Origin of the sequence: Sphingobium sp. WCS2017Hpa-17 (genome assembly GCF_031843765.1) — a bacterium.
In the GTDB taxonomy this organism is placed as follows: domain Bacteria; phylum Pseudomonadota; class Alphaproteobacteria; order Sphingomonadales; family Sphingomonadaceae; genus Sphingobium.
This window is the reverse complement of sequence record NZ_JAVTIV010000001.1, coordinates 389,504-403,615: the sequence shown is the minus strand read 5'-3', so window position 1 is coordinate 403,615 and position 14,112 is coordinate 389,504. Positions and strand designations below refer to the sequence as shown.

The window sequence follows — 14,112 nt, the reverse complement described above, 5'->3', positions numbered from 1 at the left end:
AGGCAGAAAATCAAGCGATCGGCGCGTCCAGCCCATAAGCCGTGTGCAACACACGCACCGCCAGTTCCGTCTCATCCTCGTCGATCAGCACCGAAACCTTGATCTCGCTCGTCGAAATCGCTTCGATATTGATGCCGCGCTCGGCCAGCGTCTTGAACATGGTTGCGGCGACGCCGGCATGGCTGCGCATCCCCACACCCACGACGCTGATCTTGGCGACTTCGGTGTCGGTGATGATCCGGCGAAAGCCGATCTCGGCCTGACGCGCTTCCAATATGTCGACGCTGCGGGCCAGGTCCGCGCGCGGCACGGTGAAGGTGACGTCCGTCTCTTCCGTGTCCTTGCTGTCATTCTGGATGATCATGTCGACATTGATTGCGGCGTCGGCCAGCGGGGTGAAGATGCTGGCGACCGCACCCGGCTTGTCGGGCACGCGCGTCACGATGATCTTCGCCTCATTCTTGTCATGGGCGATGCCGGTGATGAGTTGACGTTCCATCTTGTCTTCCTTGAGCTTGGCTTCCAGTTCCGCGTCGCTGACGATCAGCGTACCGGGCAGATCGGTCTGGGTGGGATCATCGAAGGAGGAAAGCACCTGCACGACCACGCCTTCCTTCATCGCGAGGCCGACTGAGCGCGTCTGCAACACCTTGGCGCCGACCGAGGCCAGCTCCAGCATTTCCTCATAGGTGACGAGGTTCAGCTTGCGCGCGCGGGCGACGATGCGCGGGTCGGTGGTGTATACGCCATCGACGTCGGTATAGATGTCGCAGCGATCGGCCTTGATCGCGGCGGCCACCGCGACCGCCGACGTGTCCGAACCGCCCCGGCCCAGCGTCGACACGCGGCCATCGGCCATCATGCCCTGGAAACCGGGGATCACCGCCACGGTGCCCGACCGCATCGACGCCAGCAGGTCCAGCGTGTCGATGTCGCTCACCCGCGCCTTGGCATGCGCCTCGATCGTGCGGATCGGCAATTGCCAGCCCAGCCAGCTGCGCGCATCTACGCCCAGCGCCTTCAGCGTCATCGCCAGCAAGCCGCTGGTGATCTGCTCGCCGGCCGCAACCACGACATCATATTCGGCCGGATCATAAAGGGCGGACGCTTCCTTGCAGAAACCGACCAGCCGGTCCGTCTCGCCCGCCATGGCCGACACGACGACGGCGACTTCATGCCCCTGTTCGACGACATGTTTGACGCGCGCCGCCACGTTACGAATTCGCTCCATCCCCGCCATGGAGGTGCCGCCGAATTTCATCACGATGCGCGCCATTTGCTTGTCGAACCTGTCCGTTATTGTGAAAGAAAATATCCCAAAAGGGCTAAACGGCGCTCCTATTAGCAGCGCGGGCGCATATGGCAAGCAATCCTGCCGCTTGCCGCCCCCTTCGCGACATCCCCTGCTGCGCGGCCTTTTCGCTTCAAAGAGATAGGCCCGACATTGGCCTGCGCTTCCTGCCCTGCTAGAAGCCATGCATGACAATCGAAACCGTCACCGCCACCATCGACCCGAAGGAAGCCGCCCATTTCGGCACCATGGCCGCCGACTGGTGGGATCCCACAGGGTCCAGCGCAATGCTGCACAAGCTGAACCCGGTGCGCCTGCGCTATATCCGCGCCGCGATCGACCGCCACTGGTCGGGCGACGCGCAGGCCTTCCGCCCGCTCACCGGCAAACGCGCGCTCGACGTCGGCTGCGGCGCGGGCCTGCTTGCCGAACCGCTCGCCCGCCTCGGCGCCAGCGTCACCGGCCTCGACGCCGCCCCTGAAAATATCGCCGCCGCGCAGGGCCATGCCACAGGGCAAGCGCTCGACATCGACTATCGCGCCACCCCGGTGGAAGACATGGCCGACAGCGGCTTCGACCTCGTCACCTCGATGGAAGTGATCGAGCATGTCGCCGACCCCGCCGCCTTCGTGCGTGCACTGGCGAGCAAACTCGCCCCCGACGGCCTGATGATCCTCTCCACCCCCAACCGCACGCCGCTTTCCCGCCTCGCCATGATCACCATCGGCGAAAGCGTCGGCGGCATCCCCAAGGGCACGCATGACTGGCACAAATTCATCACGCCCGAAGAACTGACCGCACTGCTGGAGCAGGCCGGGTTGGACGTCACCGACAGCATCGGCCTCAGCTTCGATCCGGGGCGTGGCTTCACTTTGTCCGCGAACACCGCGATCAACTATCTGCTGACGGCAAAACACAGACCATAACCTTCTCCCCCAGGGGGAGAAGGATACGAAGCCTTGGCGGCGCAGCCGCTTAGGCGAAGTTGGATGAGGGGGAGGACGCAAGATGACCGTCGAAGCCGAGGTCGACGCCTATATCGCCGCCCAGGCCGACTTCGCCCGCCCGATCCTCACCCATGTCCGCGCGCTCGTCCACGCCGCTTACCCGGACGTGACCGAAGCGATCAAATGGGGCTTCCCCCATTTTCTCTACCGGACCAAGAATCTCGCCTCCATGGCCGCGTTCAAAAATCATGCCTCGGTCAACCTCTGGTACAGCGAAGACGAAAATCCGCGCGAAGGCATGGGCCATCTCGGCAAACTCACCAGTCTGGCCGACCTCCCCACCGACGACGAACTGCGCGCCCTGCTGACCAAAGCCGTCGCCATGATCGACATCGGCGCGAAGCCGCCCCGCATGGCCGACCGCTTGCCCCGCGAACCGCTCCCCATCCCCCCGGCGCTCACCACCGCCATCGCAACCAACCCCACTGCCGCCGCCATCTGGTCCAGCTTCCCGCCCGGCAAGATCCGCGACTATGCCGAATGGATCAGCGAAGCGAAGACCGACGCCACCCGCGACAGGCGCGTCGCTCAGGCGGTCGAATGGATCGCCGAAAGCAAAGGCCGCAACTGGAAATATGAAAAGCACTAAGGCTCTTCTCCTTCGATTTTTCCGCGTGACATTCCGCCCCCTTTCCCCTAATGGCGCGCCAGCAGATCGGCGGGCCAACCCCGTCGATCTTCCGTCCGAGACAGTTGGTGAAGGGAATCTGCCCTTCTTAATCTCCAGCCTAGACGGGGAAAAGTTCTTACCGGACGGGTTATGCACCCGATTCGGGTCTGCCTGTTTCCTTTTGAGAATAGGCCAGTCGATCTCTCCCCTTCGGACTTAGTGCCCCATGCCGTCAGGCGTGGGTTTAGCCGTTCGCTTGGCTGTTCAGGCGAAGCGAACATGAAGTGGAGTAATGGCATGGATCGTAATCAGAAAGCTGAGGTCGTTTCCGCGCTGAACGCAGAACTGGCAGAAGTTGGCGTGGTCGTCGTGACCCGCAACCTCGGCATGACCGTCGCCCAGTCGACTGTCCTGCGCCAGAAGATGCGCGAAGCCGGTGCGTCCTACAAGGTTACGAAGAACCGCCTCGCCCGTATCGCCCTTGATGGCACCAGCTACACCGGCCTGAGCGACCTGCTCACCGGCCCGGTTGGTCTGGCCACCTCGGTCGACCCGGTTGCAGCCGCCAAGGTTGCGATCGATTTCGCCAAGACCAACGACAAGCTTGAGATCGTTGGCGGCGCGATGGGTGAAGTGCTGCTCGATGCGGAGGGCGTCAAGGCGCTCGCATCGATGCCGTCGCTGGATGAACTGCGTGCGAAGCTGGTCGGCCTTCTGGTCGCCCCGGCTACCAAGCTCGCAACCGTCACCCAGGCACCGGCTGCGCAGCTTGCGCGCGTCTTCAACGCCTATGCGGAGAAGGAAGCGGCCTGAGCCGTTCCGGAACCGATTTTTTGACCCTCATCTGACGGGGCATTTCGCCCCAAAAAAGGAAATATATCATGGCAGACATCAACGCTCTGGTCGACCAGCTCTCGGCCCTCACCGTCCTCGAAGCCGCCGAACTGTCGAAGGCTCTGGAAGAAAAGTGGGGCGTTAGCGCCGCTGCTGCCGTCGCCGTTGCCGGCCCGGCCGCTGCCGCCGCTGCACCGGCTGCTGAAGAGCAGACCGAATTCGACGTGATCCTGACCGGCGACGGTGGCAAGAAGATCAACGTCATCAAGGAAGTCCGCGCCATCACCGGCCTGGGCCTGACCGAAGCCAAGGCTCTGGTCGAAGGTGCTCCCAAGGCTGTCAAGGAAGGCGTTGCCAAGGACGAAGCCGAAAAGCTGAAGAAGCAGCTGGAAGAAGCCGGCGCGACCGTCGAGCTGAAGTAATCGGACTTGCCCTGAAGCGTCATGCTTCGGGGCGAACCGATCCGGTCCAGCCGGACAAAGAGGCGGCACCTTCGGGTTGCCGCCTTTTTTGTGTCTGATTGCGATGGGGCTTTTGGGCCGGGTGGTGAGTCAGGCTTCACCGTTTAGGGATATGGCGGCTTACGACCAGAAGTGGGCATGTCCCCCCTCCCGTTGACGGGAGGGGGCTAGGGGGTGGGCTGGACGTTGCGACAGCCCACCCCGCTGCGACTAACGCGCTGCGCGCGCAAGTCTCGCTGCCCCTCCCGCAGGCGGGGGGGGGGGAACGTCCCCTTCCCACCCAAATCAGCCATCCACCCCCAGAATTACCGCCCCGGCACCCTAACCCCTCAATAATTCCACTGCACCTGCGTACGGATCAAATCGCCTTCCGCGCGCCCCGTGCGGCGTTCGTCGGCCTCGGCGCGCTTCATCCGGGCATAGGCGATGGTGACTTCCAGCGCTTTCCAGGGCTGCCATTCGACGCCCATCTCGAACTCATCGGTTTCCAGACGCGGGGCGCTGGTGCTGCCCTTCCATCCACCGCGATAATGTTGCCAACGGCCATAGGGCATCAACGCACCGACCGTCTCCGTCGGCAGGCGATACATCATCTGGACATAGCCGCCGTTCAGCTTCTTCGTATCGATCAACTGCGTATCCCGGTCGAACTCCGGCCCCTTGCCCCAATTCCATTCTGCCTGAATGCCGAAGGGCTGCGGATAGAGCATGGCATGCACGCCGACGCGATTATCCTTATAGGCGACGCTACTGACCGCCCCGCTGCGCAATTCAGGCTGCACATCGTTCAGCATCGCCGATCCGCCGACCTCGACCACTTGCCCTTCAAAGGCGCCGCCCAAGCCATCCAGCTCGAACGGCCAGGTCGCAAAGGCCACCTTCATCAGCCCGCGATTCTGCTCGGTCCGGTTGGTGCCCTGCCCGTTGAAGACGCCGACGCCAAAGGCGCCATAATTGCCGAACAGCTTTTGTCCGTCATGCCCCAGCCGGTCCCAGATTTTCTGCACCGATGGCGGTGTGTAATAGCCGACGACGCCCAGATCGCGCTCGCTGGGCACCGCGCTGTTGATCGCGTCGCTGCGATCGAGCGTCAGCCGGTTGGAGGATGACTGCATATTCTCCCAACCGAACGGCACCTTGGACTGGCCGAAACGCAGGCGCAGGCTCTTGCCCTTGTCCAGGAACACATCGGCATAGGCATCGCGCAACTGGGCAAAGCCCTCGCGCCGCTCGCTGCCGGCCTGATTGTTCACCGCCGTCGCGAAATCGGACTGGAGATAAAGCGACACGCGATCGGACACGTCCCCCTGCAACACCAGCCGCGCCCGGCGCAGCGAGAAGCCGCCCCGATCGGAGATAGAACTGTCATGCACCGATCGCAGGCGCGACACACCCGCCGGCGCGGTATCGTCGCCCGACAGGAAAGCATTGTAGCGCATCTGGGTATAACCGCGCAGCGACAGCTTCTCATACCAGGCCTTGGACTTGGCGGGCGACTGAGCCGTGGGACTGGCCACGGGGGATGGAACGGGGGCCGCGGCCAGCACGGTCGGCGCACTGCCGGTCGCCGGGGTAGCCATCGCTGCGGAGCCGACGGACGGAGCCGGCACCGCCGCCGGTGCGCTCGCGCCCTTGCCGGCGGCCAGCGCGCTGGTCAGCGCCTCGACCTGCGCCTTGAGGGCATCGATCTGGCGCTGCAATTCGGCATTGCTTTGCGCCTGCGCGGCCTCGGGCGCCAACGCGATCAGGCCCGCCATTAATGCCGCACCCTGGATTTTCGATACCATCACTCGTCAGCTCCCCTGTTGACGGGGCGGACGGCTATGTCATTTGCATGAACCTAAAATGACGCTTGTATTTCACTTTGATGACAGCGGCAGCGTGGTGGCGCATGGCCGCTCGCATCAGGGCAGGACATTCTTAAACTCTTCCTGTTTCAGATATTTGGCATAAGCGCTCAACGCCGCACCGGCCTGCGGATTGTTCAGCAATTCCTCCATCGCCACCCGCCCCAGCGCCTCACCCGCGACGCGAAAGCCCGCCTCATCCTTGGCCTTGAACAGCGGGCGCGCCTCGTCGGCGCAATCGACCGCCATCAACCGCGTGAAGATCGTCGCCATCCCCTTGTCGAATTCCTCCTTCTTGCCCGGCGTCAGGGTTGCGACGCCTGCGGCCTGGGGGGCGGACGCGAGCGCCGTCAGGAACCAGCGCGCCACCACCAGCCGGTCGGCCCCCGTGGATTTCAGCACCATACATTCCCCCAGCGCCTGCGCCTGCGCGTCGGTTTGCGCCATGGCCGTGTCATGCAGCATCGCCCCGGCTGCCATCAGGCCAGCCGCCATCACACCCCATGCCCGTTTCGCCATGATCGTCCCTCTCATCCAAAAATATATAAGGCGACCAAAGGACGACAGGGTCAAATGCTGATTTTACCGCCTCTTCTTCGTCGCCGGATGTTTCCACCGGACCGGAAAATGCTCTAAGCCACTGGCCAGCATGTTCGCCTCCCACGCCCCGCCCCGGCCTCGTCGTCGCCTGCCCCTGATCGCCGGCGCGCTCCTGTCCCTGCTGGCCAGCGGCTGTTCGGATGAAGGGCGCGACCCCGTCGTCGTCAGCGTCGTGGGCGGCCGCGACGATTTCGCCAAGCCCTTGCCCAACCTGCCCGACCCCGGCGCCAAACTCTATCTGGAGTCGACGGCGCAGGGTCTGGTCGCCTTCGACGCCGGCGGAGAAATCCTGCCGGCGCTGGCCCAGCGCTGGATCGTGGAGGATGACGGGCGCAGCTATATCTTCCGCCTGCGTCGCGCCTTCTGGGCCAATGGCACGCGCGTCACCGCGCCCGATGTCGCCCGCATGCTGATGGCGCGAATCGAATCGCTGCGCCGCCTCGACCCGGACGGTCCGCTAGACGCGGTGCAGGCCGTGGTGCCGATGACCGGCGAAGTGATCGAAATCCGCCTCGCCGCGCCGCGCCCCTATGTGCTGCAAATGCTGGCCCAGCCGCAAATGGCCGTCCTGTCCCGCGATGGCGGCACCGGTCCCTATCGCCGGGCGGTGCGCGGCAATGCGCTGGTCCTGACCCCGATCGACCGTTCCACCGGCGACGATGCGGCGGACGAACCGATCCCGCCGTGGCAGACGCGCGTACTGCGCGCCGAACGCGCCGCGCTGGCGATCATCCGCTTTCGGGAACGGGATGCCGACCTGGTCCTTGGCGGCCGCTTCACCGACTTGCCACTGCTGGTCCCGGCCGGCATCGACCGCGACACTGTGCGGGTCGATCCGGTCAGCGGCCTGCTCGGCCTGGCCGTCACTGGCCGGGGCAAGCTGCTGGACGATCCCGCCATCCGCGCGGCGATCAACATGAGCATCGACCGCAGCCAGTTGCCCGCCCTTTTCCCGCTGGGCGGCTGGGCCACCAGCGAACGCCTTCTCCCTGACCAGATGGACCTCGGCCGACCGCCCACCGATCCCGCCTGGTCGGCCCTTCCACTCGACCAGCGCCGCGCGCAGGCCGCAGCCAGCATCACCCGCTGGCGCGCCGACAACGGCCCGCCAACGCCGCTCCGCATCGCCCTGCCGTCCGGCCCCGGCGCGACCCTTCTGCTGGGCATGTTACGCCGCGACCTCGCCGGCATCGGCCTGCCGGTGCAGCGCGTCGCCCTCAATGCCGATGCCGATTTGCGTCTGGTCGATGAAGTCGCCGCCTATGACAGCGCCCTCTGGTATCTTGGCCGTATCGGCTGCGCCCGCAAAATCCATTGCAGCGACGTCGCCGACGCCCAGTTGCAAGCCGCCAGCCTCGCCAGCACGGTGGAAGAACGCATGGCCCGCATCGCCGAAGCCGAAGCGCAGATGGTCGCGCATAATGGCTATATCCCGCTGGGCGCACCAGTCCGCTGGTCGCTGGCATCAAAGCGACTCACCGGCTTCCAACTCTCCGCCCGCGCGCGCCACCCATTGAACCATCTCTTCCGCACCACCAATTAAGGGGCATCAGGAGACACTACAGATGGCGATTTCGCAGGACCAGTTCGATCGCATTGCGCGCGACATACCCGGCTTCGGCCGCGACCCCGCATCCATCCGCCGCCGGATCGAGGCAATGGAGGCGGTGCTGGAAGGCTTGTTCGTCATCCCCGGCACCAAATATCGGGTCGGCCTCGACAGTCTGGTCGGCCTCGTCCCGGTCGTCGGCGATCTCGCCACCGCCGCCATGGGCGCATGGATCGTGTGGGAAGCCCGCAATCTGGGCATGTCGAAATGGCAGATCACCCGCATGGCCGCCAATGTCGGCGTGGATACGGTGATCGGCGCCATCCCCTTCGCCGGCGACCTGTTCGACTTTCTCTACAAATCGAACACCAAGAATCTGCGCATCATCCGCAAGCATCTCGATCGCCACCATCCCTCGACAGTGACGATCGACGGATAGCCCAGAGCATTTTGAAGTCATCTGGAACAGATGACGGCTCGCAAAATGCGGAAAACAAAGAAATTTTAGAGTATGATATGGTTCAATCTAACCACATCATACTCTAGCCGTCAGTGCGTGCCCTCGGCCGGTGGCTGCGCATTGGGGTCCAGCTTCAGGAACAGCCCCGGCTCACGCTGCGGCGTGGGCGTCTGCGCCGGGCGACGGGGATTGGCGATCGCCGGACCCGGCTCGATCTTGAGATAGGCGCTGTCCGGCGCGCCGCCCTGATGCGCCGGGCAACTTGCATATTCCAGCGCCCGATCCAGACACAGCCAGATTTCGCTCAGCCAGTTGCCGCGCGTCGTGGTGACCCGCATCATCTCGGCCTTCATCCCCTTGTTCGCGCGGGCAAAGGCTTCGGCGAACTGCCCCACGGTCAGCGTCTTGCGCCGTGCCAACGCGCCCATATCCGGGTAACGCAGCGACTGATAGAAGGCCCGTGACAGGTTGAAATACAGCTCCGGCTTGCTGGCCATGCAGGTGCCATGCTTGGCCCATTCATGCTGGATCAGCTGCGGCGATGGCGTATTGCACAGATTCTGGCGGATCACCTCACGCGGAACCAGATCGGCCGGGCGGCAATATTGCGGCCACTCCTTGCCATAGCCGTCGGGCCACAGCCCATGCAGGGTAAAGCCGAACCGGCCGGCCTTGCCGCTACATTGCAGACTGCCCCGCTCCCGCGCGGTCGAACAAAATTGCGGCGACCAGCTGATCGCCAGCGTATAGCTGCCGATCGGCAGCACGCGCTTGGGTTCCTTGGCGGTTGGCCCTTCCGCTTCGGGCCGGGTGATCTGCGCCGGCATGCGGCATTGGGCCGACTGGGCCACCGCCACGCCGGGCGCTGCCATCAAAACCAAAGCGATGAGCGATTTAAGCATAAGCGAAATCCAGTCCGATGTCGGCCGCCGGCGCCGACTGTGTCAGCCGGCCGACGCTGATATAGGTGACGCCCGTATCCGCCTTGGCACGGATCGTGTCCAGCGTGACGCCGCCCGACGCCTCGGTCGGCACGCGACCGCCCACCAGCGTCACCGCGCCACGCAGCGTCGGCGCATCCATATTGTCGAGCAGCAGATGGGTCGCGCCGGCCGCCAGCGCCGGTTCGATCTGATCGACCCGGTCGACCTCCACGATGATGCTGGCAATCCCGGCGGCAGCGGCGCGGCGCACCGCTTCGTCGACCGATCCGGCGACCGCGACATGATTGTCCTTGATCATCGCCGCGTCCCACAGGCCCATGCGATGATTGGTCGCGCCGCCCTGCCGCGTCGCATATTTCTCCAACACGCGCAGGCCGGGAATCGTCTTGCGCGTATCGAGCAGGGTCGCACCCGTGCCCAGGATCGCATCGACATAGGCCCGCGTCATCGTCGCGATGCCGGTCAGATGCTGCACCGTGTTGAGCGCGGATCGCTCCGCCGTCAGCATCGCCCGCGCCTTGCCCCGGATGCGCATGATGTCGGTCCCGGCCGCCACCCGATCGCCGTCCTGATGCAGCCATTCGATCGCAACATCGGGATCGAGCGCCCGGAAGAAGGCGACCGCGATCGGCAGCCCGGCCAGCGTCACATCGTCCCGGCTGTCCATCACCCCGTCGAAGATCGCATCGGTGGGAATCACCGCCTCGCTGGTGACGTCGCGCCCATCGGGGCCAAGGTCTTCGGCCAGCGTGGCCGCCACAAAAGCATCAAGGTCGAAACCGGGAAGGGAGAAGGTCATGGCCTCTCTCTAATCATATGTGGTCGGGTCGCAAGTCTCCATCGCACTTGACTTAGTCCATGGACTAAGTCCATATTGATTGCATGACCGCGACCGTCAATGTTCACGAGGCCAAGACGCATTTCTCCAAGCTCTTGGACCGTGCCCATGCCGGCGAGGAAATCATCCTTGCCAAGGCCGGAAAACCCTATGCTAAACTGGTGCCGATCAACCCGGCGCAGGAACGCCCCAAAAGGCGGGGTGGCCAGTTTGCAGGCTTGTTTACGGTCGGTGACGAGGTTTTCGATCCGCTGCCGGAGGATGAGTTGCGCCTTTGGGAGGGGCATGGGGATTGAGGCTCCTTCTCGACACCCATGTTCTGATCTGGTGGTGGACCGACCGAAGCCTGCTGCCCGATAGAATTGATCGCATGATCGAAAGCGGGGCCGACCAGATTTTCGTCAGCAGTGTGAATGCCTGTGAGATCGCGACAAAGGCGCGAATCGGCAAATTGCCGCAACTCCTGCCCTATCTCGATCGCTATGAGGCTGCGGTGGCGGATGCCGATTTCCGGTCACTCGACCTCAAGGCTGCCCATGGACTGCGTGCCGGGGCTTATGACGTGCCGCATCGCGATCCTTTCGACCGGATGTTGGCGGCGCAGGCGGAACTGGAAGGCTTGATCTTGCTGACGCGCGATCCAGCCTTCTCGGCATTCCCCTGCGAAACATTGTGGCACCAGCCGCTGCTCAGCGAACAGCGGCTGGCCTATCGCGGTTAAAGCGCTTCAGCGCGCGCCAACATCTCCTTGCCCCACCGTGCCGCTGGCCATCTCCAGCATCCGGTCCAGGCTCTTCTTCGCTTGCAACCGCAACGTCTCGTCCATCTCGATCCGCGGCGTCAGGTCGCGCAGCGACAGATACAGCTTCTCCATCGTGTTGAGCGCCATATAGGGGCAGACATTGCAGTTGCAGTTGCCGTCCGCACCCGGCGCGCCGATGAAATTCTTGTCCGGCACGCTTTTCTGCATCTGGTGGATGATATGCGGTTCGGTCGCCACGATCAGCGTGTCGCCCGGCATGGTCTTGGCAAAGTCCAGGATGCCGCTGGTCGACCCCACATAATCGGCATGGTCGACGATATAGGGCGGACATTCGGGGTGCGCGGCAATCGGCGCATCGGGATGCTGCACCTTCAGCTTCAGCAGCTCGGTTTCGCTGAACGCCTCATGCACGATGCACACGCCCGGCCACAGCAGCATGTCGCGACCCAGCTTGCGCTTCAGGTAGCCGCCCAGATGCTTGTCGGGACCGAAGATGATCTTCTGATCCTTGGGGATCTGCGCCAGAATCTTCTCGGCGGACGACGACGTCACGATGATGTCGGACAGGGCCTTCACCTCGGCCGAACAGTTGATGTAGCTCAGCGCAATATGATCGGGATGCGCCTCACGGAACGCCTTGAACTGGGCCGGCGGGCAGCTGTCCTCCAGCGAACAGCCGGCATCCATGTCCGGCAGCACCACGATCTTGTCGGGCGACAAAATCTTGGCCGTCTCCGCCATGAAGCGCACGCCGCAGAAGGCGATGACGTCGGCGTCCGTCTCCGCCGCCTTGCGCGACAGCTCCAGCGAATCGCCGACGAAATCGGACAGGTCCTGAATTTCGGGCGACTGGTAATAATGGCCAAGGATCACGGCGTTGCGTTCCTTGCGCAACCGCTCGATTTCAGCGCGCAGGTCCGTGCCCTGCGGAATCCCGGTGAAAGCGTTCATACCCTGTAACTCCTGCGTCCCTGCAAAACGGGCTTGACCCGCGCCCTAGCGCTGTGGCCGCTTGTTTGCCAGTACCTCGTTGATCGGTGTAGTGACGTCCCACTGCTCGCGATTGCGACCCTTGCGTTCCGGCGGGAAAGTCACGATCACCCGCGCATCGCCAAAGCCCATTGCGGCCAGCGGCGCGCCCATGACCTTCGCCACCGCTGACCGGCCATATTCGCGCGCCTGCGCCATGCGTTCGGGCGAGCGCGCCGATGCTTCCGCCCGCGCCTGCGCATGGGCCGACGCCTTGCGGCTCAGCGCCTCACCCGCCTCGCGCGTCACGAACATGCCGCTGGTGCGAACCAAAGTCCGGCGCGCTTCATCGACATTGGCCTTGTCCGGCTTCACGTCTGGCGCGTTGACGATCAGCGTCCGGCCTTTCTCGTCCCATTCCAGATCACGCGCGGTCAGGCCCGACAGGTCGATGAAATAATCCACCGAATAGGGCATTTTCACCACCTGATCAGACTTCAGCCAGCCAAAGCCGCGCACATCCTGCGCCGTACTCTGGACAACGCCATTCAGCCGCGACACGCGCAGGTCGCTGGTGCCGGCAATCTTCTCGGCGATGATCTTCGTCACCGCCGACCCTTCATCCTCCACGGTGACGACATAGTCGCGATTATAGCGCTGCCAGCCGACCAGCATCGCCGCCCCCACGAACAGGATCAGCAACGCCGCGCCGACCGGCCCGGCATAGCGCCTGACCACGGGCTTCAACGCATCTGCCATCGCCCGTCCCCGGTCGGTGCAGCCAGCCCCCGGCCGTCCAAGTCGATCAGATGCGCCAGCACCGATCGCCCCGCCGCGCCATGCAGGCGCGGATCGACGCCCTTGTACATATCCGCCACCATATCCGGGATGGCACTGTCGCCGTTCCGCTCCAGGAAGCGCAATATCTGCCCCTCGCGCTGCTTGCGATGGCCCATCATGCCGCGCACCAGCCGCTGCGGATTCTCGATCGGCTCGCCATGGGCGGGATAGTAAACGACATCGTCGCGCCCCAGCAGCAACTGCATGGACCGCATATAGGCGGTCATGTCGCCATCGGGCGGAGAGATCACGCTGGTGGACCAGCCCATCACATGATCGCCGCTGAACAGCGCTTTCTCTTCCAGCAGCGCAAAGCAGAGATGGTTGGACGTATGGCCCGGCGTCGCCACCGCTTCCAGCGTCCAGCCCGGCCCGCGTACCTGCTCACCATCGCCCAGCACGCGGTCTGGCCGATAACCCGCATCGAACGCCGCGTCCGCGCGCGGCCCGTCATCGTCCAGCGTCAGCGGCGCGCAGCCGATCACCGGCGCACCGGTCAGATCGCTCAGCGGCCGCGCGGCCGGGCTATGGTCGCGATGGGTATGTGTGCACAATATCGCCACCACCGGCCGTCCCGCGATCGCGGCGATCAGCGCGGTCAGATGATCGGCGTCATCCGGCCCCGGATCGATCACCGCCACAGCCTGCGCCCCGACGATATAGGTCTGCGTGCCGGTAAAGGTAAAAGGCGACGGATTGGGCGCCAGCACGCGATGAACCAGAGGGCTGAGCGGCATCAAGAGGCCGGTCGGCAGGTCGGCCGGATCGAAAGGAGGTGCCATAGCTATCCATGTGCCCATTTACGCGCGGATTTCAAGGGTTGGGTGGTGGGGCAATCGCCGAGGCGGCATGTCCTGAAACGACCAGAAGTGGACATGTCCCCCCTCCCGTTTACGGGAGGGGGCTAGGGGGTGGGCTGGACGTCGCGACAGCCCACCCCGCTGCGACTAACGCGCTGCGCGCACAAGTCTCGCTGCCCCTCCCGCAGGCGGGAGGGGAATGACCGCTTTCCACCCCCTTTTGTCATTCCCGCGACCCGAAGGGCGACCGCAGGTCAACGCGGGAACCCATCTCCTGACATTGCCTCCAGTGCAACGTT

At 64.2% G+C, this 14,112-nt stretch carries 16 protein-coding genes; 8 read left to right on the top strand and 8 right to left on the bottom strand.

Translation table 11 applies throughout. The features are described 5' to 3' along the window. Nucleotides 1-10: 10 nt before the first annotated feature. On the bottom strand, nt 11-1,276 hold the full coding sequence (locus RQH62_RS01850; protein WP_311267034.1) for an aspartate kinase: 1,266 nt from the start codon (nt 1,274-1,276) through the stop codon (nt 11-13). A 203-nt stretch (nt 1,277-1,479) separates the two neighbouring features. On the opposite strand from RQH62_RS01850, the gene ubiG reads away from it, so the two are divergent. The 4 genes from ubiG to rplL all read left to right on the top strand — a co-directional run bounded on the left by ubiG (nt 1,480) and on the right by rplL (nt 4,164). Further along, nucleotides 1,480-2,217, top strand: a complete 738-nt coding sequence (gene ubiG / locus RQH62_RS01845; RefSeq protein ID WP_311267033.1) for a bifunctional 2-polyprenyl-6-hydroxyphenol methylase/3-demethylubiquinol 3-O-methyltransferase UbiG — start codon at nt 1,480-1,482, stop codon at nt 2,215-2,217. Between the two features lie 82 nt (nt 2,218-2,299). Continuing rightward, nucleotides 2,300-2,887 (top strand): YdeI/OmpD-associated family protein, encoded by a 588-nt coding sequence (locus RQH62_RS01840; RefSeq protein WP_311267032.1) that lies wholly within the window; start codon nt 2,300-2,302, stop codon nt 2,885-2,887. Between the two features lie 318 nt (nt 2,888-3,205). Next, the gene (gene rplJ / locus RQH62_RS01835) at nt 3,206-3,721 is read left to right on the top strand and encodes a 50S ribosomal protein L10 (protein WP_093083929.1); all 516 of its coding nucleotides are present in this window, start codon (nt 3,206-3,208) and stop codon (nt 3,719-3,721) included. Nucleotides 3,722-3,789: 68 nt separating this feature from the next. Then, nucleotides 3,790-4,164 carry a 50S ribosomal protein L7/L12 gene (rplL, locus tag RQH62_RS01830; RefSeq protein WP_311267031.1) on the top strand — a complete coding sequence of 125 codons (375 nt, stop codon included), beginning with the start codon at nt 3,790-3,792 and terminating at the stop codon, nt 4,162-4,164. Nucleotides 4,165-4,532: 368 nt separating this feature from the next. Here the strand turns inward: rplL and RQH62_RS01825 are convergent, their stop codons facing one another. Next, nucleotides 4,533-5,960: a porin gene (locus tag RQH62_RS01825; RefSeq protein WP_405053512.1), complete on the bottom strand. Its 1,428-nt coding sequence runs from the start codon at nt 5,958-5,960 to the stop codon at nt 4,533-4,535. A gap of 147 nt (nt 5,961-6,107) precedes the next feature. Beyond that, nucleotides 6,108-6,569, bottom strand: coding sequence for a hypothetical protein (locus tag RQH62_RS01820; protein ID WP_311267029.1), 462 nt, complete (start codon nt 6,567-6,569; stop codon nt 6,108-6,110). Nucleotides 6,570-6,699: 130 nt separating this feature from the next. Between RQH62_RS01820 and RQH62_RS01815 the strand changes: the two genes are divergently transcribed. Beyond that, on the top strand, nt 6,700-8,193 hold the full coding sequence (locus RQH62_RS01815; RefSeq protein ID WP_311267028.1) for an ABC transporter substrate-binding protein: 1,494 nt from the start codon (nt 6,700-6,702) through the stop codon (nt 8,191-8,193). Nucleotides 8,194-8,215: 22 nt separating this feature from the next. Next, nucleotides 8,216-8,638 carry a DUF4112 domain-containing protein gene (locus RQH62_RS01810; protein ID WP_311267027.1) on the top strand — a complete coding sequence of 141 codons (423 nt, stop codon included), beginning with the start codon at nt 8,216-8,218 and terminating at the stop codon, nt 8,636-8,638. Between the two features lie 110 nt (nt 8,639-8,748). On the opposite strand, the gene RQH62_RS01805 is transcribed toward RQH62_RS01810, so the two are convergent. Both RQH62_RS01805 and nadC read right to left on the bottom strand, forming a co-directional pair. Further along, a complete protein-coding gene (locus RQH62_RS01805; protein WP_405053501.1) occupies nt 8,749-9,561 on the bottom strand; it encodes a ribonuclease T2 family protein in 813 nt (270 codons plus the stop codon). Further along, nucleotides 9,554-10,402, bottom strand: a complete 849-nt coding sequence (nadC, locus tag RQH62_RS01800) for a carboxylating nicotinate-nucleotide diphosphorylase (RefSeq protein WP_311267025.1) — start codon at nt 10,400-10,402, stop codon at nt 9,554-9,556. The genes RQH62_RS01805 and nadC overlap by 8 nt, the downstream gene beginning before the upstream one ends. 83 nt (nt 10,403-10,485) lie before the next feature. Here nadC and RQH62_RS01795 point away from each other — a divergent pair, with 83 nt between their 5' ends. Together RQH62_RS01795 and RQH62_RS01790 are read left to right on the top strand one after the other, a co-directional pair. After that, a complete protein-coding gene (locus tag RQH62_RS01795; RefSeq protein WP_311267024.1) occupies nt 10,486-10,737 on the top strand; it encodes a type II toxin-antitoxin system Phd/YefM family antitoxin in 252 nt (83 codons plus the stop codon). Continuing rightward, nucleotides 10,734-11,162, top strand: coding sequence for a type II toxin-antitoxin system VapC family toxin (locus RQH62_RS01790; protein ID WP_311267023.1), 429 nt, complete (start codon nt 10,734-10,736; stop codon nt 11,160-11,162). Before RQH62_RS01795 ends, RQH62_RS01790 begins: the two co-directional genes overlap by 4 nt. Nucleotides 11,163-11,168: 6 nt before the next feature. Here the strand turns inward: RQH62_RS01790 and nadA are convergent, their stop codons facing one another. From nadA to RQH62_RS01775, 3 genes are read right to left on the bottom strand one after another with little or no spacing between them, the layout of a single operon-like run. Next, a complete protein-coding gene (gene nadA, locus RQH62_RS01785) occupies nt 11,169-12,155 on the bottom strand; it encodes a quinolinate synthase NadA (protein WP_311267022.1) in 987 nt (328 codons plus the stop codon). Between the two features lie 45 nt (nt 12,156-12,200). Next, complete coding sequence (locus RQH62_RS01780; protein ID WP_311267021.1) at nt 12,201-12,932, bottom strand: DUF4230 domain-containing protein; 732 nt, start codon at nt 12,930-12,932, stop codon at nt 12,201-12,203. After that, the gene (locus RQH62_RS01775) at nt 12,917-13,795 is read right to left on the bottom strand and encodes an MBL fold metallo-hydrolase (protein WP_311267020.1); all 879 of its coding nucleotides are present in this window, start codon (nt 13,793-13,795) and stop codon (nt 12,917-12,919) included. Before RQH62_RS01775 ends, RQH62_RS01780 begins: the two co-directional genes overlap by 16 nt. Nucleotides 13,796-14,112 lie beyond the last annotated feature (317 nt).